Origin of the sequence: Microbacterium sp. PAMC21962 (assembly GCF_019443465.1) — a bacterium.
Lineage (GTDB): Bacteria > Actinomycetota > Actinomycetes > Actinomycetales > Microbacteriaceae > Microbacterium > Microbacterium hominis.
Window position 1 is genome coordinate 1,919,739 of the sequence record NZ_CP080381.1, and the last position, 23,625, is coordinate 1,943,363.

Genomic DNA, 23,625 nt, shown 5'->3' on the forward strand with positions numbered 1-23,625 from the left:
CCGCGGGTCGTGCGATGGGCTTACTTGTTGACGCTGAAGCCCTGGTCGGTGCCGTACGACACGTTCTTGTCCTGCCAGGCCGTCAGACCGTCCGCGATGGACGTCTTGTTCAGGTAGGCCTTGCCGACGGTGTCGGCGTAGATGCTGTTGGCGTACGACTGCCACGGCAGGTACTGCCAGCCGGTGCCGACCGACTTGGCCGCATCCACGAGCACCTCGTTGATCTTCTGACCGCCGAAGTAGTCGGAGGTCGTGTTGAGGAACGCGCTCGACTCGAGGTCGGCCGTCGTGGCGGGGAAGCCGCCCGACTGGAGGAAGACGTCGATCGAGTCCTGCGAGTTGTTGAGCCACTTGAGGAAGCCGGCGGCCAGCGCCTGGTTCTTCGAGCCCTTCATGACGACCTCGGACGAGCCGCCGTTCTCGGCGGTCACCGGGGTGCCGTCGTAGGTCGGCATGGGCGCGACGGCCCACTTGCCCTTGCCACCGGGGACGTTGGCCTCGAGCACACCCGGCATCCAGGCGCCGATCGGCAGCGACGCGATCGTGCCGTCACCGAGAGCCTGGAACCACTCGTCGCTCCAGCCGGGGATGTTGCCGAGCGAGCCGTTCTGCAGCAGCTTGTCCCAGACGGCGGTCCACTTCTTGGCTCCGGCGTCGCCGAGGTCGATCGTGACGTTCTCGCCGTCGGTCTTGAACGGACGCCCGCCCGCCTGCCAGATCATCGAGGTGCCGAAGCCGGCGTCGGTGCCCTGGTCGTTGGTGATGTACTTCGTCGGGTCGGCCGCGTGCAGCTTCTCACCGGCGGCGACGAACTCGTCCCACGTCTTGGGCACGGAGATGCCGAACTGGTCGAACACCTCCTTGTTGTAGAACAGGGCCATGGGGCCCGAGTCCTGCGGCAGGCCCCAGATGCCGCCGTTCTGCGAGACCGCGCCCCACGTCGAGGCGGTGTAGTCCTTCTCCAGGTCGCCGAAGCCGTAGGCCGTGAGGTCCAGCAGCGAACCGGAGAGCTGGAACTGCGGAAGCGACTGGTACTCGATCTGCACGACGTCGGGGATGCCCGAGCCGGCGGAGATCGCGTTCTGCAGCTTCGTGTTGTTGTCGTTGGCGCCGCCCGTGTTGACGAGGTTCACCTTGACGTTCGGGTACGCCTTCTCGAACGCGGCGACCTGGTCCTTGGCGGAGGGGGTCCACGTCCAGTAGGTGAGCTCGCCGCCGGCCTTGAGGGCCTCGTCGATCGACGAGGCGCTGCCGGCGTCGGTGCTGCTCGAGCTGTTGCCGCCGGCGCAGGCCGCGAGGCCGCTGCCGATCAGGAGCGCGGTGGCTCCGATCGCGACCACGCGCGCGATCTTCTTGGTGCTTGTCATGCTGTGTCCTTCCGCTTCTTCGTCGGATATGGGGTGGGGTGGTGTTCGTCTTGCAGCGACACCCCTGTCACTGCTTGACGCTTCCTGCGCTCAGCCCGGACTGCCAGTAGCGCTGGAGCAGGAGGAAGGCGATGACGATCGGGATGATCGTGAGGAGGGACCCGGTGATGACCAGGTTGAAGATCGGCTGCGAGCTGACCCCGACCGCCTGGAGGTTCCACTGCTGCAGACCGATCGTCAGCGGGAACAGGTTGGGGTCGTTGAGCATGATCAACGGGAGGAAGTAGTTGTTCCAGGTCGCGACGATCGCGAACAGCGCGACCGTGACGACGCCCGGTGCGAGCAGCCGCAGCGAGATCGTGAAGAACGTGCGGAACTCGCCCGAGCCGTCCACGCGCGCCGCCTCGAGCAGCTCGGTCGGCACGGAGTCGACCGCGTAGACCCAGATGAGGTACAGGCCGAAGGGCGAGATCAGCGAGGGGATGATGATCGCCCACATGGTGTTCGTCAGGCCCAGCTGGCTGAACATGAGGAACGTCGGCACCGCGAGCGCGGTCCCCGGCACGGCGATGGCGCCGAGGATGACGGCGAACACGGCGCGCTTGCCGGGGAAGTTGTACTTCGCGAGGCCGTAGCCGGCGAGGGTCGCCAGCAGCGTCGCGCCGCCGGCGCCGATCACGACGTAGATCAGGGTGTTGAGGAACCACCGCAGGAAGATGCCGTCGTTGTAGGTGAGCACCTGGCCGATGTTGTCGAACAGGGCGAACGGTCCCGAGAACCAGAGGCCGAACGAGCCGATCAGCGACTGCTGCGTCTTGGTCGAGCTGATCACGAGCCACAGCAGCGGCAGGAAGGAGTAGACCAGGAACAGCGACATGATGATGGTCAGCAGCGGCGACTTGCGCGGGCCGCGCTCACCGACGTCGGAGCGGCGTCGACGGGGCCGACCGGTCAGCGTGCCGGTGTGATCGAGGGGCAGGCCGGCCATCAGCGGTTCTCCTTACGCGTGCCACGCAGCTGGACGACGTAGGCGATGACGGCGGTGATGACACCCATGATGATCGCGATCGTGGCGGCGTAGTTGACCTGCTGGCCGATGAAGCTCAGGTTGTAGGCGTACATGTTCGGGGTGAAGTACGTCGTGAGCAGGTTCGGGACCAGCGTCTTGAGGATGTTGGGCTCGTTGAACAGCTGGAAGCTGCCGATGATCGAGAAGATCGTCGCGATGACGAGCGCACCGCGCAGCGCGGGGAGCTTGATGGCCCGGATGATGCGGAACTGGCCGGCGCCGTCGAGCGCCGCCGCCTCGTAGAGGTCTTCGGGGATCGTCCGCAGCGCGGAGTAGAAGATCAGCATGTTGTAGCCGATGAACTCCCACGTGATGATGTTGCCGATCGCCAGGAGGATCCACTGCTGGGTGAACGGCGTGACCAGTTCGAAGCCGACGAGCTGGTTGATGTTGCCGGCCAGGCCCAGGCGGTCCGAGTACATGAACCCCCACATGAGCACCGCGACGACGCCGGGCACGGCGTACGGGAGGAAGATCCCGATGCGGAACAGGGAGCTGCCGGCGAGGCGGCGCGAATCCAGGGCGAGCGCCGCGACGAGCGCGAGCAGGAGCATGACCGGCACCTGGATGATCAGCACCAGGAACACGTTGCCGAAGCCCGACCAGAACTGCGGGTCGCTGAAGGCCTGCACGTAGTTGTCCACACCGACGAACGACGTGCCGCCGATCAGCTTGGTGCGGAACACGCTGAGGTAGATCGAGTAGGCGAGCGGCGCGAGGAACGTCACGGCGAACACGATGAGGAACGGCAGGACGAACCAGAATCCCGCCCATTGGCGGTCGGTCCTGCGCGCCCGGCGTCGAGCCGGGGCGGGAGCGGTGAGTACGGACATCTTCGTCTTGCCTTCTGTCGGACGGTGCCATGTTTACGTCAACATGGCGAGGTCGAGAGTAGCATGTTGACGTCAACATGTGTCAAGACTTCCCGGTCGACGCGCGAGGAGGGACGCCGATGAACAGGTCAGCAGACGGCAGCCGCAGCGTCTCCCTGCACGACGTCGCGAGGCATGCGGGCGTCTCCGGGCAGACCGTCTCGCGGGTCGCCAACAACTCCGAGCGGGTGGCCGAACCGACGCGCCACCGCGTGCTCGCGGCCATGAGCGAACTGGGCTATCGCCCCAACGTCGCGGCCCGGGCGTTGCGCCGCGGGGCCTTCGGGTCGATCGGCGTCGTGGTCTTCAGCCTCGACTCCCTCGGCAACATCGGCACGATCGGCGGCATCCTCTCGGCGGCGGCGGCGCGCGGGTACGCGATCGAGCTCATCCAGGCGCAGCCGGCACTGACGGCCGGCGACGCCGTGGCCTCGGCCGTCTCCCGCCTCGACCAGGACGCCGTCGACGGCATCATCGTCGTCATCGAGTCGCACCTCATGTCGTCGGCGTCGGTCGGCTTCCCGCCGGGGATGCCGAGTGTGCTCATCCAGTCCGGGGCCGCCGACGAGCGCCCCTCGGTCACCGCCGACCAGGTGCACGGCAGCCGCCAGGCGGTCTCCCATCTGCTGGAGCTCGGGCACGAGACGGTGTGGCACATCGCGGGCCCGCCCGAGTCGAAGGCCGCCGAGCAGCGGCGGCTCGCCTGGCAGGAGACCCTGACGGCGGCCGGACGCCCCGTGCCCGAGGTGCACGTCGGGGATTGGACCGCCGAGTCGGGCTATCGGATCGGCCGCCTGCTGGCCGCGGTGCCCGAGCTGACCGCCCTGTTCGCCGCGAACGATCAGATGGCCCTCGGCGCGATGCGCGCCTTCCACGAGCGGGGCCGGCCCGTGCCGGCCGAGATCAGCGTCGTCGGCTTCGACGACATGGCCGAGGCGGCGTACTTCTGGCCGCCGCTGACGACCGTCCATCAAGACTTCGGCACCGCCGGCTCCCTGGCCGTGTCGCTCGTGGTCGACCAGATCGAGGGACGCGAGGTGTCCGGCGGCGTCCACCACGTGTCGACCTCCCTCGTCGTCCGCGGCTCCACCGGCCCGCGCGCCGGGCGCCGTCCCGCCACCGACCTGCGATGAAGGAACCGACCCCCGTGACCTCCCTGCCCGCGGCGCTGCCCGCCCACGTCCACCTGCGCGCCGGGGGCACCAGCGTCCTCGTCGACGTGCGCTGTGCCGACCAGCCGACCATCGTGCACTGGGGGCGCGACCTGGGCACCCTCACCGACATCGAGCTCGAGGGCATCGCACGGGCGGCGCGACCGCAGCGCGTGTCGGGCGGGCTGGACGCCACCGGTCGCCTCACGGTGCTGCCGCAGGCCTCCGGCGGGTGGCTGACCACCCCGGGGCTCACGGGCGATCGCGGCGGCACTGACTTCTCGACCCGGCTGGTGACGACCGCCGCGCACGTCACCCCGACGACGGCGACGTTCGTGCTGCGCGACGCGGCGGCCGGCCTGAGGGTCGAGGTGGAACTGTCCCTCGGCGTCAGCGGTCTGCTCCACCAGCGCCTGCGCCTGGTCAACGACGGCGACGCCCCGTACCGCGTCGACGGGCTGAGCGCGGGATTCCCCCTGCCGCCCACGGCGACCGAGCTGCTCACCACGACGGGCCACCACCTGCGCGAGCGCGCGCCCGAACGGCACGCCTTCACGGTCGGCGGGCACCTCCGCGAGAGCCGGCGGGGGCGCCCCGGCGCCGACGCCACGCTGGTCGTGATCGCCGGGACGCCGGGCTTCGGATTCGAGCGCGGGCTGGTGCACGGCGTACACCTGGCCTGGTCGGGCGATCACCGCCTGCTCGCCGAGCGCACCCCCACCGGCGACGCCGTCCTGCGCGCCGGTGAGCTGCTGGAGCCGGGCGAGGTGCTGCTGGCGCCGGGCGAGAGCTACGAGACCCCCGACGCGGTCGGCTCGTGGGGCGAGGGGCTCGACGATTTCGCGGCGCGCTTCCACGACGAGCTGCGGGCACGCCCGATGCACCCGACGCGGCCGCGCCCGGTGACCGTGAACACCTGGGAGGCCGTCTACTTCCGCCACGACCTGGACACCCTCCGCGCTCTCGCCGACCGGGCCGCGCGGATCGGCGCCGAGCGCTTCGTGCTCGACGACGGCTGGTTCCACGGCCGCCGCGACGATACCGCGGGACTCGGCGACTGGTGGGTGGATGCCGAGGTCTGGCCCGACGGCCTCGCGCCGCTGATCGACCACGTGCGCGAGCGCGGGATGGAGTTCGGGCTCTGGGTCGAGCCGGAGATGGTGAACCCCGACAGCGACCTGGCGCGGCGGCATCCGGACTGGCTGCTGCGCGCCCGCGACGAGCTGCCGCCGTCGGGACGGCAGCAGCAGGTGCTCGACCTCGCCCACCCCGAGGCGTACGCCTACATCGCCGAGCGCCTGCACGCGCTGCTCGACGAGTACCCGATCGCCTACCTCAAGTGGGATCACAACCGCGACCTCGCCGAGCCGGGATCGGGGCCCCACGGGCGGCCGCGCGTGCGGGCGAACGTCCTGGCCCTCTACCGCCTGCTCGACGAGCTGCGCGAGCGTCATCCCGGCCTGGAGATCGAGTCCTGTGCCTCCGGGGGCGCCCGCGTCGACCTCGGCATCCTCCAGCGCACGCACCGGATCTGGACGAGCGACTGCCTCGACCCGATCGAACGGCTCGACATCCAGCGCTACACCGGACTGGTCGTCCCGCCCGAGCTCATGGGGGCGCACCTGACGAGCCCGATCGTGCATTCGACGGGGCGCACGGTGTCCCTCTCCCTCAGCGCGCTCACCGCTCTCCTCGGCCACTTCGGCGTCGAGTGGGATCTCACGGCGGAGGACGACGCGACGCTGGAGCGGATCGCCGGCTGGGTCGCCCTCTACCGCGAGCACCGCGCGCTCATCGCCACGGGGCGGAGGGTCCACGCCGATCTCGCCGACCCGGCGCTGGACCTGCGCGGCGTCGTGGCGCGCGACGGCGGCGCCGCCCTCTACGTGCACACGCAGGTGCGCACGAGCAGCGCGCACCCGCCCGCCCCCGTCACGCTGCCGGGCCTCGACCCCGACCGGCGCTACCGCATCGCGGTCATGGTCCCGGAGGGCTCGACCGGCTACCTCGGCCAGTCGCCTCTGGCCTGGGAGGAGGAGGCGGTCGTGCTGAGCGGGCGGGCCGCGGCATCCGTGGGACTTCGCCCGCCCGTGCTGCTGCCGCAGGCGGCCGCGCTGATCACCGCCTCCGCGATCGACTGACCGGGCGCGCGGGGCCGACCGGTCAGACCGGGGCGGGCCCCGTGCTGCCACGCACGATGAGCGAGGCGGGCATGACGGTGCGCTCCGAGGCCGTCGGTGCCTCCGTGCCGGCCTCGAGACCCTCCTCCACCTCGTCGAGCAGGGCGACGACGGCCTGCGTCCCCAGCCGGTCGAAGTGCTGGCGGACGGTCGTCAGCGGAGGACGGTAGTTCGCCGCGTCGTCGACGTCGTCGAAGCCGACGACGCTCACGTCCTCGGGCACACGCGCACCGTGCTCGGCGAGCGCCCGCAGCGCGCCGAGCGCCATCTGGTCGTTGGCGACGAACAGCGCGGTGCCGAGCGTCCCGGCATCCAGAAGGGTCATGGCCGCGTCGTAACCGGAGGCCGAGGTCCACGACCCCCGCACGAGGGCGCCGACGGGGCATCCGGCCCGCTCGAGGGTCTCGCGCCAGCCGCGCTCGCGCTCGGCGGCGGCGTACGACGACTCGGGGCCGGCGATGTGGGCGACCGTGCGGTGGCCGTGCGCCAAGAGGTGGGCGGTTGCGGCGGCCGCGCCGCCCGCATGGTCGGTCTCGACGCCGGCGAAGCGGTCGTCGGGCGGGGAGTCGACGACGACGAGGCGGAGGGCGGTGGGCAGGTCGGCGGACCGCACGAGCGCGGACGCCTCGTTGATGACGACGACGCCGTCGACGCCCTGCTCGTTGAGACGCTCCAGCGCCTCGGCGGCGTCGCCCGCGCCGAGCGTCACGACGGCGACGTCGTGGTCGCGTGCGGCTGCGGCGTCGGTGACGGCTTCGAGCATGAGCGAGTTGCCGACGGTGGAGAGCGTCGAGACGACGACGCCGATGGTGCCGGAGCGGCCGGTGCGCAGGGCGCGGGCGGCGCGGTGGATGCGGTAGCCGCTGCGGGCCATCGCCTCCTCGACGCGGGCGCGCGTGGCCGGATCGACGCGGGGACTCGCATTGACCACCCGCGACACCGTCTGCGCGGACACCCCTGCGATGCGTGCGACATCCGCCATCGATGCGCGCTTGTGTGCCATCCCGACCTCCGTGTTGACGATAGCACGCACCTACCCCTATCGTGTTATCGTGAACATGCCGGAGCTGCCATCCATCACCCCCGAGGGGACCCTCCTCGGCGCGGGTGTCGTGAAGCGACCGACCCGTCTCGCCGACGGGCGCGACCTCATCTACTTCGACGATCCCGGCACCACGCTGGGGCCCGAGCGGGCCGCCGACACGCGCGCTCTCGACCCCCGACCGGCGACGGCGACCATGCGCCAGGACGTGCTGACCGGGGACTGGGTGTCGGTCGCCGCGGCCCGACAGAACCGTGCCTTCCTGCCTCCCGCCGAGCTCGACCCGCTCGCGCCGCAGACCGCGACCAACCCGTCGGAGATCCCCTCCGTCTACGACGTCGCGGTCTTCGAGAACCGCTCCCCGTCCTTCGGACCGGCCCTCGCCGAGGCGTTCGGCGACGCCCCCGCCGCCGCCGATCCGCCCCGCGGGCTCGACGACCTCGAGCACCTCGGCCTCGGCCGCACGCGCACGAGCGTCGGCCGCTGCGAGGTGGTGTGCTTCTCCCCCGAGCGCACCGGCTCGTTCGGCACGCAGAGCCCGACCCGGGCGCGCACCGTGATCGAGGCGTGGGCCGATCGCACGGCCGCGCTGTCGGCGCTGCCCGGAGTGCAGCAGGTGTTCCCGTTCGAGAACCGCGGCGAGGCCATCGGGGTCACGCTGCAGCACCCGCACGGACAGATCTACTCGTACCCGTACATCACGCCGCGCACCAGTCGACTGCTCGACGCGATCGACCGCACGGCGCCCGACCTGTTCGCGCGCATCCTCGCCTTCGAGCAGGCGGGTCCGCGCGTCCTGCTGCGCGGCGAGCACTGGACGGCGTTCGTGCCCTTCGCCGCACGCTGGCCGCTCGAGATCCACCTGCTGCCGCACCGTCACGTCCCCGACTTCGCGGCGCTCAGCGACGACGAGCGCGATGAGCTCGCGCCCGTCTATCTGCGGCTGCTGCGCGGCGTCGACGCCCTCTACGGCGATCCGACGCCCTACATCGCCGCCTGGCACCAGGCGCCGGTGCACGTCGGTCGCGACACCGTGCGTCTGAACCTGCAGATCACGAGCCCGCGCCGTGCCGCCGACAAGCTCAAGTTCCTCGCCGGATCGGAGGCCGCCATGGGCGCCTGGATCGGCGACGTCCCGCCCGAGACCGCAGCCGACCGGCTGCGCTCCGCCATCGAAGGAGTCCAGCTGTGACCGCCACGGCATCCCCCCAGACCGACGCGCGCGATCTGTTCACCGAGCTGACCGGGTCGGCGCCCGCGGGCTTCTGGTCGGCACCGGGGCGGGTGAACCTCATCGGCGAGCACACCGACTACAACGACGGCTTCGTCTTCCCGTTCGCCATCGACGGACGCACCGTCGCCGCGGTCGGCGTCCGCGACGACGCCCGCATCCGCGTCGTGTCGACCTTCGACCCCGTGCCCGTCGAGGTGCCCGTCGCCGACCTCGACGCGCTCTTCCCCGACCGCCGCGACGAGATCGTGGAATGGGCGCGCTACCCACTCGGCGTCGCCTGGGCGCTGCAGGATGCCGCGCGCGCTGCCGGCCGCGCCGACGCGCTGCCGGGCGTGGACATCGCGCTCGCCTCGGACGTGCCCGTCGGCGCCGGCCTGTCGTCGTCCGCCGCGATCGAGGGGGCGACGGCGACTGCGCTGAACGAGATCTGGGGCCTGGGGCTGTCGCCCGTCGCGCTCGCGCAGGCCGGCCGGCGCGCCGAGAACGACGCCGTCGGCGCACCGACGGGGATCATGGACCAGATGGCTTCGATGCTCGGGCGCGCCGACGCCGGCATCTTCCTCGACTGCCGGTCGCTGGATGCCGCGGTCGTCGCTCTCGGCTTCGCCGACGCGGGCCTCGAGGTTCTCGTCGTCGACACCCGCGTGAGCCACGCCCACTCGACGGGCGGCTACGGCGAGCGCCGCGCGGCGTGCGAGCGGGGCGCGCGGATCATGGGCGTCCCGGCCCTTCGCGATCTCACCCCCGCCGACCTCGACCGCGCCCGGGAGCTGATGGACGACGTCACGTTCCGCCGCGTGCGCCACGTGGTCACGGAGGACCAGCGCGTGCTCGACGCCGTCCGACTGCTGCGCGCCGAGGGCCCGCGCTCGATCGGCGGCCTGCTCGACGCGTCGCACGCCTCGATGCGCGACGACTTCGAGATCTCCACCCCCGAGCTCGACCTGGCCGTCGACACGGCGCGCGCGGCCGGCGCCGTCGGCGCCCGCATGACCGGCGGCGGCTTCGGCGGCTCGGCGATCGCGCTCGTCGACCACGCCCGCGTGGCGGAGGTCGCCGCCGCGGTCGAGGCGGCCTTCGCCGCGGCCGGCTTCGGCGCACCGCACGTGTTCACCGTGCACCCGTCGGACGGCGCCCACCGCGACCGGTGAATCAATCACCAAAATCACAAAATAGGCCTCTATATTGCGATTTTGGCGTTTACGCGAGAGCATGAGCTCATGCGCAAAGAGTTCGATGCACTGCTGACCGCGCCCGATGAGACCACGCTTCTGACGACCGGGGAAGCTGCCCGACTCCTCGGCGTCTCGCGCCAACATGTCGTCGATCTCATCGACCGCGGGGAACTGCCGGCGATCCGAGTGGGGAGCCATCGACGCGTCCAGCATGGAGACGTTCTCGCAGTTCGGCGAGGCTCCTCGCGCGCGACGAGAGACCAGGAACGCTCGCTGTGGCTCGGTGTTGCTGTCGCAGGTGTATTCGTCCAAGACCCGCGACGCGTGCGCGAGGCCGGGCTCGCGGCTGTCACATCGCCCTCCATCAGAAGCAATCGCTGGACGGCGGAATGGGCGAAGCTCCTTCGTGGACCCGCGGGCCCGATCATCCGGGCATTGACGGCTGACACCGTTCACGCCCGGGAACTGCGCCAGAACTCCCCCTTCGCCGGCGTCCTGGGCGAGGAGCAACGGACCGCCGTCCTCGAGGCGTTTCGAGCGGATCGGCACTTTCGTGCGCAAGCGTGACCTGGAGCACATCCTGCGGGCGGCATCGCGAATTGTCGGCGCGGACATGCTCGTCATCGGCAGTCAGGCCATTCACGGAGCTTTTGCGGACGAGGAGCTACCCGAGCTGACCATGCTCTCGCGGGAGGCGGATGTCGCGTTCTGGGACGACCCAGAGGAGATCCTCGCCGACCGACTCGATGGAGCATTCGGAGAACTGTCTCCGTTCGACGAGACCCACGGTTACTACGCTCAGGGCGTCAGTACATCGACGGCCATACTTCCCTCAGGTTGGGAAGCTCGCACCATCGCGTGGACCTCGGATGATTGGGGCCCGATCACCGTACGACTGCTCGATCCCACCGATCTCGTGCTTTCCAAACTGGCGGCATTTCGGCCCAAGGACAGGGACTTTGCGGAAGCACTGATAGCCGCGAGCCTCCTCAGCGTCGAGTCATTGCGTGAGCGGCTGCCCTCCCTGCCCGTTGCACCGCTTCACCGTCGGAACATCGACGACTGGCTCCGACGTCTAGACCCGTCGGACGGCGCCCACCGCGACCGGTGAACGGCTAGCGTCGTGAGCGGGGTGCCGACCGGCGGCGTCCCGGAAGGAGCGACCGTGGCCTACATCACCGTCGGGACCGAGAACTCGGCCGACATCGAGATCTTCTACACCGACCAGGGACCCTCCGACGCCCAGCCGGTCGTGCTGATCCACGGCTTCCCGCTGAACGGCGAGTCGTGGGACCTGCAGCAGCGGGCGCTCCTCGGGGCCGGCTACCGCGTGGTCGCCTACGACCGCCGCGGCTTCGGGGCCTCGACCAAGACCGCGTCGGGCTCCGACTACGACACGTTCGCCGCCGACCTGCACGCCCTCATCGAAGACCTCGATCTCGACGACGCGATCCTGGTGGGCTTCTCGATGGGCACCGGCGAGATCGCCCGCTACCTCTCCCGCTACGGCGCGGGGCGCATCGCGAAGGCCGCCTTCCTCGGCTCCCTCGAGCCGTTCCTGCTCATCACCGACGACAACCCCGACGGCGCGGGCGACCAGGCGTTCTTCGACGGAACCGCGGCCGCCGTCGCCGAGGACCGGCACGCGTTCCTGACGGGGTTCTTCCGCGACTTCTACAACCTCGACGACCTCCTGGGCACGCGCATCTCGCCGGAGGCCGTCGCCGCCTCGGTGCAGGTCGCCACCCAGGCCGGCAACGCGGCCCTCGCCGCCGCGCCGCTGACCTGGCCCACGGACTTCCGCGGCGACCTGCCCGCCCTCACGGTGCCGACCCTGATCCTCCACGGCACGGCCGACAACATCCTCCCGATCGACAAGACGGCCCGCCGGTTCCGGGACCTCGTCCCGGAGGGCACGCCCCTCACCTACGTCGAGATCGAGGGTGCCCCGCACGGCCTGCTGCGCACGCACGGCGCCGAGGTGAACGCGGCGCTGCTCGACTTCCTGGCGGAGTGAGACCGACCACGGTGAGACGGATCGGGCGGATGCCGCGACGCGCGCTGGTCGCGGCATCCGCCGTCGCCGCCGCGGGCGCCGGCCTGCTCGCGTTCGGGGAGGTCCAGGCGTGGCGCACGTCGCGGGCCGACTATCCCGCCCGCCCGGCGACGGGCCCCGCGGGCGGGCGCGACGTCGTGCTCGTGCTCGGGTTCCGCTCCCGCGCGGACGGCGCGCTCAACGCGCTCCAGGCGTGGCGCACCCGCATCGCGGTGCGGTCGGCCCCGCCCGGCGCCCTCTTCGTGTTCTCCGGAGGCGCGGTGCGCGGGGTCGAGCCCGAGGCGGTCATGATGGCGCGCTACGCGACCGAGCGCCTCGGCGTCGACCCGGATGCCGTGGCCATCGAGCCGGCGGCCGAGAGCACGCGCGAGAACCTCTCGCGGAGCCTGCCGTGGCTGCGGGACGCGCGCAGCATCCGCATCGCGTCGAACACGGCGCACGCCCGCCGTGCCCGCGGCTACCTGCGCGAGCTCGATCCCGGACTGTGGGAGCGGCTTCGTCCGACGCGCGACTTCCGCGTCCTCGAGCTCGGGGTGCTCCGGCTCGCCCTCACGTTCTACGACGCCGTCGCGGGACGCGCGGCGAACAGCTCCGGATCGGGCGCGCCGCCGGCGTTGGCCGTCCGGATGAGCTCCTCGATCTGGTCGTAGCCGAGCGGCATCCCCGGGAACCCCGCGAGGCGCCCGATCGGAAACGACGCCATCATCTTCTGCAGCGCGTCGTCGTCGGGCAGCATCGACGCCGCCGAGCTGTCGGCACCGCCCAGCCCGGCGAGCGCGCCGGCCATGAGCTGCTGCACGACCGGCCCCGTGACGGGATGGGCGAACACGTCGGCGACCGACGAGTTCATCGTGAGCGGGAGCACGAGCTCGTCGCCGGCGATCTCCACGACGGTCTCGGCGCGCACGTCGCGGCTCGACGCGGCGACCTCGACGCGGTAGGCGCCGCCCTCGACGACGAAGCGGTCGACGCGGACGTCCCAGTAGGCCAGGTCGTCGCGGCGCACCGTGACCACGGCATCCCGCGTCTGCCCGGGGGCGACCTCGACGGCCGCGAAGCCGCGCAGCTCGCGCGGCGCACGCTGCACGACGGACCGGAGCGGACCGGCGTACACCTGCACGACCTCGCGGCCGGCGACCGTTCCGGTGTTGGTGACGGGCACCCTCACCTCGACGTCGCCCGCGTCCGTGACGGCGGCCACCGCGTCGCCGTAGGCGAAGGTCGTGTACGACAGGCCGTGCCCGAACGGATAGGCGACCTCGAGCGCCCGCGCGTCGTACCAGCGGTAGCCGACGAGGATCCCCTCGCCGTAGCGGACGTGGCCGAACTCGCCGGGGAAGTTGCCGAAGGCGGGGGTGTCCTCGATGCGCAGCGGGATGGTCTCGGTGAGCTTGGCCGACGGGTTCACGACGCCGAACAGGACGTCGGCGGTGCCGCCGCCGCCCGCCTGGCCGAGCAGCCAGGCCTCGACGATCGCGGGCACCTCGTCGCGGAAGGGGAGCGCGACCACGCCGCCGTTGGAGAGGACGACGACCACGTTCGGGTTCGCCTCCCGCACGGCGGCCAGCAGCGCGAGCTGCGCCTCCGGCAGGTCGAGGCTCTCGCGGTCGAAGCCCTCCGACTCCTGGGCCGCCGGAAGCCCCAGGAACACCACGGCGACCTCGGCCGCCGCGGCGGCGGCCACGGCCTCGGCGCGCAGCGCCTCGACGTCCCCCGTGCCGTCCAGGGTGAAGCCGGGGGCGAAGGCGACGTCGCCGTCGGCGAGCAGCCGCATCTCCTCGAGCGCCGTGTCCAGGCGGGTGGGGTTGATCAGCGACGACCCGGCGCCCTGATAGCGCGGCGTGCGCGCGAACTCGCCGATGACCGCGATCGCGGCGCCGCGGTCGAGGGGCAGCAGCGCGCCCGCCCCGCTGCGATCGTCGTTGCGCAGCAGCACGATGGAGCGGGCGGCGGCCTCGCGGGCCAGCGCGTGGTGCGCGTCGACGTCGAGCGGTCCCGCCGCGGCCGGACGCCGCCGGGCCCGCCGGACGAGCTCGAGCACGCGATCGGCGGCGAGGTCGAGCTTCTCCTCGGGGAGCGTGCCACCGCGCACCGCCGCGACGAGCTGGGCGTCGGTGCGGCCGCCGCTGGAGGGCATCTCCAGGTCGAGGCCCGCGGGAAGGCCGACGACGCGGTCGTTTACGGCGCCCCAGTCGCTGACGACCAGGCCCGCGAAGCCCCACTCGTCGCGGAGCACCTGCGTGAGCAGCCACGGGTCCTCCGAGGCGTACACGCCGTTGATGCGGTTGTAGGAGCACATCACGGTCCACGGCTGCTCGTCGGTGACGATCCGCTGGAACGCGCGCAGGTAGATCTCGCGCAGCGGCCGCGGGTCGATGTCGGAGCTCGCGCGCATGCGGTCGAACTCCTGGTTGTTGGCGGCGAAGTGCTTGAGCGACGAGCCGACGCCCTGCGACTGGATGCCGCGCACCAGCGCCGCACCGATCACACCGGACACCAGCGGGTCTTCCGAGACGTACTCGAAGTTGCGCCCGCACAGCGGCGAGCGCTTGATGTTGACTCCCGGTCCGAGGATGACCGCGACGTCCTCGATCGCGGACTCCACGCCGAGGGCGACGCCGATGCGCTCGGCGAGCGCGGCATCCCACGACGACCCGAGGCCCACGGCCGGCGGGAAGCACGTCGCCGGCACGCTCTGCGCCAGACCCAGGTGGTCGGTCGCCCCCTGCTGCTTGCGCAGGCCGTGCGGCCCGTCCGTCATCATGACCGACGGCAGTGCGACGCGGTCGATCGCCGTCGTGGTCCAGAAGTCGGCTCCGCTGGTCAGCGACGCCTTCTCCTCGAGCGTGAGGTCGGATGCGGTGATGTCGGTCATGGGGGCCTCCACGAAAACCATATGTCACTCGGTTTTGGCGGTCAAGGTGGTGTTTACTGGACGCCATGTCGCCGCAGCGCCCCGAACGACGGGGCTCCTACGCCAAGGGCCTCGCCAAGCGCGAGGAGATCCTCAGCAGTGCCCTGGAGGTCATCGCGCGGGAGGGCTACGGCGGCGCGTCGGTGAAGGCGATCGCCGACGCCGTGGGACTGAGCCAGGCGGGGCTGCTGCACTACTTCGACTCGAAGGAGGAGCTCTTCACCGAGATCCTCCGCAAGCGCGACGAGGCCGACGCCCTCTCCTGGCGCCCCGCGTCCGGTCCCGCCCCGCTGGACGAGATGCGCGACGAGTTCCTCGCGCTCGTGCGCCACAACAGGGACGTGCCGGGTCTCGTGCAGCTGTTCTCGCGCCTCGCCGTCGACGCCACCGACGCCGGGCATCCCGCCCACGGGTTCTTCCTCCAGCGCAGCGCCGCGCTGCGCGAGGTCCTCGGCGACGCCGTGCGGGCCGGTCAGGCCGACGGCCGTGTCAGCGACCGCGTCGACGCCGAGACGCTGGCCCGCATGGTGCAGGCGCTGGCCGACGGCATGCAGCTGCAGTGGCTCGTCGATCGGGAGGTCGACATGAGCGTTCCCATCGAGGCCCTGTTCACGCTGCTGTCACCGCCGGACGGCATCGACGGCGACATCGACGACGGCGGGCGCGGTCAGCGCAGCGGCGCGAGCGACGCGTAGGCGCCGGCGCGGTCGGCGACCGGCACGTCGTACACGCGGGCGGTGCCGTCGCTCCCCCAGCGCGCCCACGCCGGCTCGCCGCCCGCCACGAACCCCACGGCATCGGCGTGCACGGCATCCGCGAGCCCCTGCGGCGGGTGGGGGCCGGCCAGGGGCTCGACCTGCTCGGCGTCGAGGCAGTCGAAGAAGAACGGCACGTCGAGGCAGTGCTCGGCGAAGCCGAAGGCGCCCGAGGGCCACGAGAACCGGTACATCCACGTCGGCGCCGCGCCCCGCCGGTCGGCGAGCTCGACGTTGCGCAGCCGGAACATCCGGTCGGTCACGTAGCGGCCCGCGATCCGCGCGGTGCCGCGGGCGGCCACGTCGGCGTTGGCCGCCAGGTACGCGCGCCGCCGCTCACGACCGAGGCCCAGCCGGCCGAGCACGATGGCCCGCGGCACCCAGCGGAGCGTGCGCGCGGCACCCGCCAGCGCCATCGTGAACTCGTCGTCGGTCGTGCCGAGCACGAGCGGCTTGTCGGCGCCGACCCCGGCGGCCAGCGCCTCGCCGGTGGGCCGGGTCAGCAGGTCGCCGTCGATCTCGGGACCGAGCGCGAGCCCGTCGCTCAGCAGCGCACCGACGGCCCGGGGATCGATCGCCGTCGCCTGCTTCTGCAGGGCCAGGAGGCGCTCCTCGTCGATCGACGCGAGACCGTCGCGATCGGCCGTCACGCCCGCCGCGCGCGCGATCCCGGCGGTCAACGCCCGCGCACGCTCCGGGGCGACGTCGCCGAGCGCCGCCGACATCGACCACGCCCGATGGAACAGGTGCTGCGCCGCCGGCATCCCGAGAAGGGTCAGCACCGCACCGCCGCCGGCCGACTGCCCCGCGATCGTGACCCGCGCGGGATCTCCCCCGAACGCGGCGACGTTCTCCTGGACCCACTCCAGAGCGGCCAGCCAGTCGCGCACGCCGCGGTTGGAGGGGGCACCCGCGATCGCACCGAAGCCGTCGACCCCGAGGCGGTACGAGATCGTGACCGTGACGACGCCGTCGCGCGTGAAGCGGCGTCCGTCGTACCAGGGGCTGGCCGGCGATCCGGAGAAGAACCCGCCGCCGTGGATCCACACCAGCACGGGGAGCCCGGCCGCGCCGGGATCGGGGGTGAAGACGTTGACGTTCAGCGTCGACGATCCGGGGATGCTCGGCTCGGGGATCAGCGTGATGCCCGGGTCGCCGCGCTGCGCGGTGGCGCCGAAGACGCCCGCGTCGCGCACCCCGCCCCACGCCGCGGCGCGCACCGGCGCCGCGAAGCGCAGGTCGCCGACGGGCGGCTCGGCGAAGGGGATGCCGAGGAAGGCGGCCGACCGCGTCCCGTCGGCGTCGACCCGCCAGCGTCCGCGAACGCGTCCGGCGGACAGGGTGGTCTCGGGATCGTCGTGCACGCCACCGATCATGGCACGCCCGCCCTCAGTCGTCGCCGATCACGGACGCCCCGGGGATGCGGCGGCGCATGACGGCGATCGCCTCCGGATTGTCGTCGACGAGCACGGCGTGACGTCCGAGCGCGGCGCACACCGCGCCGGTCGTGCCGCTGCCGGCGAACAGGTCGAGGACGCGGTCGCCGGGACGGCTGGACGCCTGCACGATGCGCCGCAGGATGCCCTCCGGCTTCTGCGTCGGGTAGCCGGTCTTCTCGCGCCCGCTCGTCGGGACGATCGTGTGCCACCACACGTCGGTCGGCAGCTTGCCGCGCGCGGCCTTCTCGGGTGTGACCAGTCCGGGGGCCATGTAGGGCTCGCGGTCGACCGCCTCCGCGTCGAAGACGTAGGACTTCGGGTCCTTGACGTAGACGAGGATCGTGTCGTGCTTCGTCGGCCAGCGCCGCCGGCTCTTGGCCCCGTAGTCGTACGCCCAGATCAGCTCGTTGAGGAAGCACTCCCGCCCGAAGAGGGCGTCCAGCAGCACCTTCGCGTAGTGGGCCTCGCGGTAGTCGAGGTGCAGGTACAGGGTGCCGTCGTCGGCCAGCAGCCGCCAGGCTTCCCGCAGGCGCGGCTCGAGGAAGTCCCAGTAGTCGTCGAAGCGGTCGTCGTAGCGGCGCAGGTCGCCGCGCAGGCGCGCGTAGCTGGTGCCCCGGAAGCCCGCCTTGACCTCCCCGCGGAGGCCGTCGCGGTCGGCGGACTCGATGGCCTTGCCCTGGCGCCGCCCGGTGTTGAACGGCGGATCGAGGTAGATCAGGGTGAAGGCGGCATCCGGCAGCGCCCGCGCGAGCGCCAGGTTGTCGCCCCGATGGATCTCGACCGTGCCCGGCTGGATCTCGACCGTGCCCGGCTCGGCGGCCGTCACGGCACCCGCTGCAGCCACGCGTCGGTCGAGAACTTCTCGGCGACCAGCGCCTCCGCCTCGGCGTATTCCTCTTCGGTGATACGTCCGGGCTCGGCTCCGTAGAGCGTGGAGAAGGTCTGCACGAACCGTTCGATGATCGCCTCACGCGGAAGGCCGGTCTGGCTGCGGAGGGGATCGACGCGCTTCGCCGCCGACACCGTGCCCTTGTCGCTCAGCTTCTCGCGGCCGATGCGCAGCACCTCGGTCATGACCTGACCGTCCATGTCGTACGACAGCGTCGCATGGTGCAGCACGCCGCCGTTGGCGAGCCGCTTCTGCGCGGCGCCGCCGATCTTGCCCGAGGGCGAGGCGATGTCGTTGAGCGGCTGGTAGGTCGCGTCGATGCCGAGCGAGCGCAGCGCCTGCAGCACCCAGTCGTCGAGGAAGGCGTACGAGTCGGCGAAAGTCAGACCCGCGACCAGGGATGCCGGGACGTAGAGCGAGTAGGTCACGATCGAGCCCGCCGCCATGAGCATCGCGCCGCCGCCCGAGATGCGCCGGACGACGTCGAAGCCGTGGCGGGCGGCGCCCTCCGGGTCGACCTCGTTGCGGTACGACTGGAACGACCCGATGACGACCGCGGACTGGTCCCACTCCCAGATGCGCAGCGTCGGGGTGCGGCGGCCGTCGCCGACCCGGGTGGTGAGCACCTCGTCGAGGGCGAGGTTCATCGCCGGCGAGACGGCCTTCTCGTGCACGACCTCCCACCGGAAGTCGCGCCAGCCGGGCGCCGTCACGAGCGCGCGCCGCACGGCGGTGCCGACCGCCTCCGGGGTGAACCCCAGCAGCTGCGCCCCCTCGGGCAGGGCCCCGCGGACGGCGGCGGCGATGCCCGCGGCATCCGTCTCGACAGCAAGGCCCGTGACGGCCGCATCGATGTCGGCGAGGGCGTCGTCGGGCTCGAGGAAGAAGTCTCCGGCGAGATGGAAGTCGGCGATGCGCCCGTTGTCGACCTCGAGATCGACGACGACGAGCTTGCCGCCCGGAACCTTGTATTCCCCGTGCATGTCTCCAGCGTACGAGGTCCGCGCCCGACGGTGTCCTCAGCCGCGCGCGGGGAAGCGCCGGTCGAGCCAGGCCCGCAGATCGGCGATGACGTCCTCGCGGGTGACGTCGTTGAAGACCTCGTGCCGCACGTCCGGGTAGATCAGCGTCGTGACGTCGGTGAGCCCCGAGCGGGTGCGGTAGGCGTCGGCGAGGCGGTGGATGCTGCGGGGTCCGCCGACGGTGTCGTCGCGGCCGACCATGAGCAGCACGGGGACGTCGCGCGGCAGGTTCTTCGCCGGCTTGCCGATGAGCCGCAGGGTGTCGATCGGGCCGAAGAGCCTGGCCAGCGGCTCCGACGTGGTCAGCGGGTCGTCCAGGAAGGCACGGCCGACGGCCAGGTCGGAGGACAGCCACTCGGAGCCCAGGGCATCCGGAGCCTTCCACGGCGCGTTGAGGTCACCCGAGTTGAGCGATCCCGGCCAGCGCAGCGCCGAACCGGTGAGCACGACGGCGTCGTAGGCCTCGGGGTGGTGGTTCAGCAGCATCTGGGCGAGGAAGGACCCCCAGGAATGGCCGATCAGGATGAGCGGCAGGTCGGGGTTCTCGTCGCGGATGATGCCGGTGAGCTGAGCGCACGCGGCCTCCGCGGCGCGCAGGCCGCCGGGTCCGAGCCGGCCGAGCCGGCGGGCGTCGCCGTCGTGCTGCGCCATGCCGGTGCGGCCGTGTCCGCGGTGGTCGTCGGCGTAGACGATGTAGCCCGCCGCGGTCAGGGCCGCCGCGACGTGCGCGTAGCGTCCGGCGTGCTCCCCGACGCCGTGCAGCAGCTGCACCACGCCGCGGGCGACGGGATCGTCGGGCCCCGGCACGTAGACATCGAAGACGATGCGGATGCCGTGGGAATCGGTGAACGAGCGTTCTTCGCGCCGCGCCGCTGCCATGGTGCGAGTCTAGGGGTTGGGATTCGCCAGATAGCTAGATAAGCTAGCCATTCATGAAGGACGTCACGTCTCGTCGGTGGTTCGGTCTGGTCTTCATCAGCCTCGCCGTCGCGCTCATCATCGTGGATTCGACGATCGTCAACGTCGCGATCCCCGCCATCGTCACCGATCTGGACATCTCGTCGACACAGGTGCAGTGGGTGCAGGAGGCCTACACCCTCGTCTTCGCCTCCCTGCTGCTGCTGTTCGGGTCGCTGGCCGACCGCATCGGCCGGCGCCGGCTGCTGCTGATCGGCGTCGTGCTGTTCGCGGGCTCGTCGGTCGCGGCGGCGCTCTCCCCGACGGGCGACCTGCTCATCCTCTCCCGGCTCGTGCAGGGCGTGGGTGGGGCGATGATGCTGCCGAGCACCCTGTCGCTGCTGAACGCGACCTTCCATGGCCGCGAGCGCGGCATCGCGTTCGCGGTGTGGGGGTCGACGATCGGCGGGATGGCGGCGGTGGGCCCGCTGCTCGGCGGCTGGCTCACCACCTCGTTCTCGTGGCGATGGGCCTTCGGCATCAACATCCCGCTCGGGATCGTCATCGCGATCGGCGTCCTGTGGGCGGTCGCGGAGTCGCGCGCCGCGAACGCGCCGTCCCTCGACGCCGTCGGCGCCGTGCTGTCCGTCGTCCTGTTCGGCGCCTTGGTCTTCGGGCTCATCGAGGGGCGCACCCTCGGCTGGTGGGAGGTGAACGACGCCTTCACGGTCGGCGGCTGGAGCTGGCCCCTCCCCCTGTCCCCCGTGCCCCTCGCCTTCCTCCTGGCCGCGCTCGCCGCCGTCGCGTTCGTGACGTGGTCGCGACGTCAGGCGCGACGCGGCCGGCCGACGCTGCTCGATCCGCGCCTGTTCTCGATCGCGACGTTCCGCAGCGGCAACATCGCGGCGCTGGTCGTCGCCCTCGGCGAGTTCGGCATCATCCTGTCGCTGCCGCTCTGGCTGCAGTTCGTCCTGGGCTTCGACGCCCTCCAGACCGGACTGATCCTCATCGCCCTGGCGGCCGGCTCGTTCGTCGCGAGCGGGTTCGCCGGGGCGTCCAGCGGCCGCATCAGCCCGGTGCTGATCGTGCGTGCGGGCCTCGTCGCCGAGATCGTGGGCGTCGCCGCGGCCGGGCTCGTCGTGGGCTGGGATGCCGGGACGCAGACGGCGTGGCTCTGGCTGCTGCCGGCCCTGTTCGTCTACGGCTTCGGCGTCGGCCTGGCGACCGCGCAGCTCACGGGCGTCATCCTCCAGGACGTGCCCGTGGAGCTGTCGGGCCAGGGATCGGGCACGCAGTCCACGGCCCGGCAGGTCGGGTCGGCGCTCGGCATCGCGATCCTGGGAACCGTGCTGTTCTCCGGCACCGCCGGCATCCTCTCCTCCGCGCTCGACGCGCGCGGGCTGCCCGCGCAGGAGCGGGATCAGATCGTGTCCGCCGTCGTCGACAGCTCCGGCGGGGCGATCGCGGGCCTCGCCGCGAACCCCGAGACGGCTCCGATCGCGCAGGACGCGAAGGCGGCGTTCTCCGATGCCACGCGCTTGTCGGCCTTCACCGCCGCCGGCTTCCTCGTGATCGGGCTGCTCGCGACGATCCCCCTCGGACGCGAGGGGCGCCGCGACGAGGAGACGGAGGACAAGGATATTTAGCATGACTAATGAGCTATGCTAAATATCGGAATGAGCACCGATACCACCCCCGCCGCACCCGAACTGTCCACCGCCGCCTCCGATCTGCGGATGGCGACCTTCCGCCTCGCGCGACGTCTGCGCTCGCAGCGCGCGGTCGACACGATGAGCGACGGCCAGTTCGCCGTGCTCGCGGCCCTGTCGGTGCACGGCCAGCACACCCTCGGCGAGCTCGCCGACCGGGAACGGGTCTCGGCGCCGTCGATGAACCGCACCGTGAACGGGCTGGAGGAGTCGGGCTACCTCACCCGCACCGCCGACGCGGACGATCGCCGCAAGGTGAACATCGCGCTCACCGACGCCGGCCGCGCGGTCGTGGACGAGACGGTGCGCCGCCGCGACTCGTGGCTCGAGCAGGCCCTGTCCGAGCTCACCGACGAGCAGCGCGACCTCCTGAGCGCCGCGGCCGAGCTGATGCGCGAGGTGGCCGCGCGATGAGCTCCTCCGCGATGTTCCGCTCCTTCTCCGTCTTCAACTACCGCGTCTGGTTCATCGGCGCCCTCGTCTCCAACATCGGCGCATGGATGCAGGCCACGGCGCTCAGCTGGGTCGTTCTCACCCAGCTGACGCACAACGACGCGGGCGCCATGGGCGTCACGATGGCGCTGCAGTTCGCCCCGCCGCTGCTGCTCGTGAGCGTCACCGGCTGGGTCGCGGACCGCTTCGAGCGGCGCCGCCTGCTGATGGTGACGCAGGGATCGCTCCTGGTGCTGGGCGCGACCATCGGCATCCTGGTCCTCAGCGGCGTCATGACGCTCCCGCTCATGTACGTGTTCGCCTTCGCGCTCGGACTGGTCGCCGCGTTCGACAACCCGGCGCGGCAGGCGTTCGTCTCCGATCTGGTCGACCGCGAGAACGCATCGAACGCGGTCGCGCTGAATGCGGCATCCTTCAACGGCGCCCGCATGATCGGGCCGGCCGTCGCCGGCATCGTGATCGTCGCGGTCGGCACCGGCTGGGTGTTCCTCGTGAACGCCGTCACCTTCCTCGCGATGATCGTGGCCCTGCGCCTCATCCGCTCCGAGGAGCTGGTGCCGCGGATCACGGCGCCGGGCGCGTCGCGCCTGGCCGACGGGTTCCGCTACGTCGGCGGGCGCCCCGACCTGGTCGTCACGTTCATCATGGTGTTCCTGCTCGGCGCCTTCGGCATGAACTTCCCGATCTTCGCCTCGACGATGGCGCTCGAGTTCGGTCGTGACGCCGACGGCTACGGCCTGCTCAGCTCGATCCTCGCCATCGGCTCGCTCGCCGGGGCCCTGCTGGCCGCGCGCCGCGATCGCGCGCGCATGCGCCTCGTGATCGTCGGCACGGGGATGTTCGCGGTCGCGGGCACCGTGTCGGCGTTCATGCCCGACTACTGGCTGTACGCCCTCACGCTGATGTTCACCGGGTTCGCCGTCGTCACGACGCTCACCACCGCCAACGGCTACGTCCAGACGACGACCGATCCGGCCCTGCGCGGCCGCGTGCTGGCGCTCTACATGGCGATCCTCATGGGCGGGACGCCCATCGGCGCCCCGATCGTCGGCTGGGTCGCCGCGGAGTACGGCGCCCGCGCCGCCATCCTCCTCGGCGCCGCGGCGGCACTGGTCGCCTTCGCGATCGGGTTCGGCTGGCTCCTCTGGTCGGGCCGGCTGCACCGCCACGAGTCGCGCCGTTTCGCCCTCTCCCTCGACGAGACGCGACCGCTGACCGTCGTGGCGCCCGAGGAGTTCAGCGACGAGGTTGCCGGGACGACGCCGATCTCGCTGCCCGACCCGACGCGGCGGTAAGCGGCGGATGCCGCGAGCCCACGGGGTCCGGCATCGATGTCGCTCTTGCGTGTTTCGAATGTTTGTTCTATAGTGGGGTGAAGAAACCCCGCGCGTGCCCACCTTC

21 protein-coding genes are annotated in these 23,625 nt (G+C 71.6%); 12 read left to right on the forward strand and 9 right to left on the reverse strand.

Annotated features, from left to right (window positions below; genetic code table 11):
- Window positions 1-20: 20 nt before the first annotated feature.
- The 3 genes from KY498_RS09300 to KY498_RS09310 all read right to left on the reverse strand — a co-directional run bounded on the left by KY498_RS09300 (window position 21) and on the right by KY498_RS09310 (window position 3,269).
- Window positions 21-1,367: a sugar ABC transporter substrate-binding protein gene (locus KY498_RS09300; protein ID WP_060958981.1), complete on the reverse strand. Its 1,347-nt coding sequence runs from the start codon at window positions 1,365-1,367 to the stop codon at window positions 21-23.
- Between the two features lie 67 nt (window positions 1,368-1,434).
- The gene (locus KY498_RS09305; protein WP_060958980.1) at window positions 1,435-2,355 is read right to left on the reverse strand and encodes a carbohydrate ABC transporter permease; all 921 of its coding nucleotides are present in this window, start codon (window positions 2,353-2,355) and stop codon (window positions 1,435-1,437) included.
- Window positions 2,355-3,269, reverse strand: coding sequence for a carbohydrate ABC transporter permease (locus KY498_RS09310; RefSeq protein ID WP_060958979.1), 915 nt, complete (start codon window positions 3,267-3,269; stop codon window positions 2,355-2,357). The genes KY498_RS09305 and KY498_RS09310 overlap by 1 nt, the downstream gene beginning before the upstream one ends.
- Window positions 3,270-3,388: 119 nt before the next feature.
- Between KY498_RS09310 and KY498_RS09315 the strand changes: the two genes are divergently transcribed.
- Window positions 3,389-4,441: a LacI family DNA-binding transcriptional regulator gene (locus KY498_RS09315; RefSeq protein WP_191009544.1), complete on the forward strand. Its 1,053-nt coding sequence runs from the start codon at window positions 3,389-3,391 to the stop codon at window positions 4,439-4,441.
- A gap of 14 nt (window positions 4,442-4,455) precedes the next feature.
- Window positions 4,456-6,600 carry an alpha-galactosidase gene (locus tag KY498_RS09320; protein ID WP_223849548.1) on the forward strand — a complete coding sequence of 715 codons (2,145 nt, stop codon included), beginning with the start codon at window positions 4,456-4,458 and terminating at the stop codon, window positions 6,598-6,600.
- 22 nt (window positions 6,601-6,622) lie between these two features.
- On the opposite strand, the gene KY498_RS09325 is transcribed toward KY498_RS09320, so the two are convergent.
- Window positions 6,623-7,642 (reverse strand): LacI family DNA-binding transcriptional regulator, encoded by a 1,020-nt coding sequence (locus tag KY498_RS09325; RefSeq protein ID WP_191009542.1) that lies wholly within the window; start codon window positions 7,640-7,642, stop codon window positions 6,623-6,625.
- Window positions 7,643-7,697: 55 nt separating this feature from the next.
- Between KY498_RS09325 and galT the strand changes: the two genes are divergently transcribed.
- From galT to KY498_RS09355, 6 genes are all read left to right on the forward strand, one after another.
- Window positions 7,698-8,873 (forward strand): galactose-1-phosphate uridylyltransferase, encoded by a 1,176-nt coding sequence (gene galT, locus KY498_RS09330; RefSeq protein ID WP_061782018.1) that lies wholly within the window; start codon window positions 7,698-7,700, stop codon window positions 8,871-8,873.
- Window positions 8,870-10,066 (forward strand): galactokinase, encoded by a 1,197-nt coding sequence (galK, locus tag KY498_RS09335; RefSeq protein ID WP_061782019.1) that lies wholly within the window; start codon window positions 8,870-8,872, stop codon window positions 10,064-10,066. Before galT ends, galK begins: the two co-directional genes overlap by 4 nt.
- Before the next feature lie 69 nt (window positions 10,067-10,135).
- On the forward strand, window positions 10,136-10,657 hold the full coding sequence (locus tag KY498_RS09340; protein ID WP_191009541.1) for a helix-turn-helix domain-containing protein: 522 nt from the start codon (window positions 10,136-10,138) through the stop codon (window positions 10,655-10,657).
- Window positions 10,644-11,201 carry a DUF6036 family nucleotidyltransferase gene (locus tag KY498_RS09345; RefSeq protein ID WP_191009540.1) on the forward strand — a complete coding sequence of 186 codons (558 nt, stop codon included), beginning with the start codon at window positions 10,644-10,646 and terminating at the stop codon, window positions 11,199-11,201. The genes KY498_RS09340 and KY498_RS09345 overlap by 14 nt, the downstream gene beginning before the upstream one ends.
- A gap of 54 nt (window positions 11,202-11,255) precedes the next feature.
- Window positions 11,256-12,107 (forward strand): alpha/beta fold hydrolase, encoded by an 852-nt coding sequence (locus KY498_RS09350; protein WP_191009629.1) that lies wholly within the window; start codon window positions 11,256-11,258, stop codon window positions 12,105-12,107.
- Window positions 12,108-12,136: 29 nt separating this feature from the next.
- Complete coding sequence (locus tag KY498_RS09355) at window positions 12,137-12,796, forward strand: YdcF family protein (protein ID WP_191009539.1); 660 nt, start codon at window positions 12,137-12,139, stop codon at window positions 12,794-12,796.
- Here KY498_RS09355 and KY498_RS09360 read toward each other — a convergent pair.
- Entirely contained in the window at window positions 12,703-15,021 is a 2,319-nt protein-coding gene (locus tag KY498_RS09360) for a glycoside hydrolase family 3 C-terminal domain-containing protein (RefSeq protein WP_191009538.1), read from the reverse strand. The two genes, KY498_RS09355 and KY498_RS09360, sit on opposite strands and share 94 nt — an antisense overlap.
- Window positions 15,022-15,086: 65 nt before the next feature.
- Here KY498_RS09360 and KY498_RS09365 point away from each other — a divergent pair, with 65 nt between their 5' ends.
- Window positions 15,087-15,755, forward strand: coding sequence for a TetR/AcrR family transcriptional regulator (locus KY498_RS09365; RefSeq protein ID WP_191009537.1), 669 nt, complete (start codon window positions 15,087-15,089; stop codon window positions 15,753-15,755).
- On the opposite strand, the gene KY498_RS09370 is transcribed toward KY498_RS09365, so the two are convergent.
- The 4 genes from KY498_RS09370 to KY498_RS09385 are packed head-to-tail and all read right to left on the reverse strand — an operon-like array spanning window position 15,728 to window position 20,044.
- Window positions 15,728-17,191 carry a carboxylesterase/lipase family protein gene (locus tag KY498_RS09370; protein ID WP_191009536.1) on the reverse strand — a complete coding sequence of 488 codons (1,464 nt, stop codon included), beginning with the start codon at window positions 17,189-17,191 and terminating at the stop codon, window positions 15,728-15,730. The genes KY498_RS09365 and KY498_RS09370 overlap by 28 nt on opposite strands.
- Window positions 17,192-17,204: 13 nt before the next feature.
- A complete protein-coding gene (locus KY498_RS09375) occupies window positions 17,205-18,098 on the reverse strand; it encodes a DNA-methyltransferase (RefSeq protein ID WP_375140939.1) in 894 nt (297 codons plus the stop codon).
- Window positions 18,077-19,126 carry a biotin/lipoate A/B protein ligase family protein gene (locus tag KY498_RS09380; protein ID WP_101305508.1) on the reverse strand — a complete coding sequence of 350 codons (1,050 nt, stop codon included), beginning with the start codon at window positions 19,124-19,126 and terminating at the stop codon, window positions 18,077-18,079. Before KY498_RS09380 ends, KY498_RS09375 begins: the two co-directional genes overlap by 22 nt.
- 36 nt (window positions 19,127-19,162) lie before the next feature.
- Window positions 19,163-20,044: an alpha/beta hydrolase gene (locus KY498_RS09385; RefSeq protein WP_101305507.1), complete on the reverse strand. Its 882-nt coding sequence runs from the start codon at window positions 20,042-20,044 to the stop codon at window positions 19,163-19,165.
- Between the two features lie 53 nt (window positions 20,045-20,097).
- Here KY498_RS09385 and KY498_RS09390 point away from each other — a divergent pair, with 53 nt between their 5' ends.
- Genes KY498_RS09390 through KY498_RS09400 form a run of 3 tightly spaced genes read left to right on the forward strand, consistent with a single transcriptional unit; the run spans window position 20,098 to window position 23,519 of the window.
- On the forward strand, window positions 20,098-21,708 hold the full coding sequence (locus KY498_RS09390) for an MFS transporter (protein ID WP_191009535.1): 1,611 nt from the start codon (window positions 20,098-20,100) through the stop codon (window positions 21,706-21,708).
- Between the two features lie 30 nt (window positions 21,709-21,738).
- Window positions 21,739-22,185, forward strand: a complete 447-nt coding sequence (locus tag KY498_RS09395) for a MarR family winged helix-turn-helix transcriptional regulator (protein ID WP_174524662.1) — start codon at window positions 21,739-21,741, stop codon at window positions 22,183-22,185.
- Between the two features lie 11 nt (window positions 22,186-22,196).
- Window positions 22,197-23,519, forward strand: coding sequence for an MFS transporter (locus tag KY498_RS09400; protein ID WP_191009627.1), 1,323 nt, complete (start codon window positions 22,197-22,199; stop codon window positions 23,517-23,519).
- Window positions 23,520-23,625: the final 106 nt, after the last annotated feature.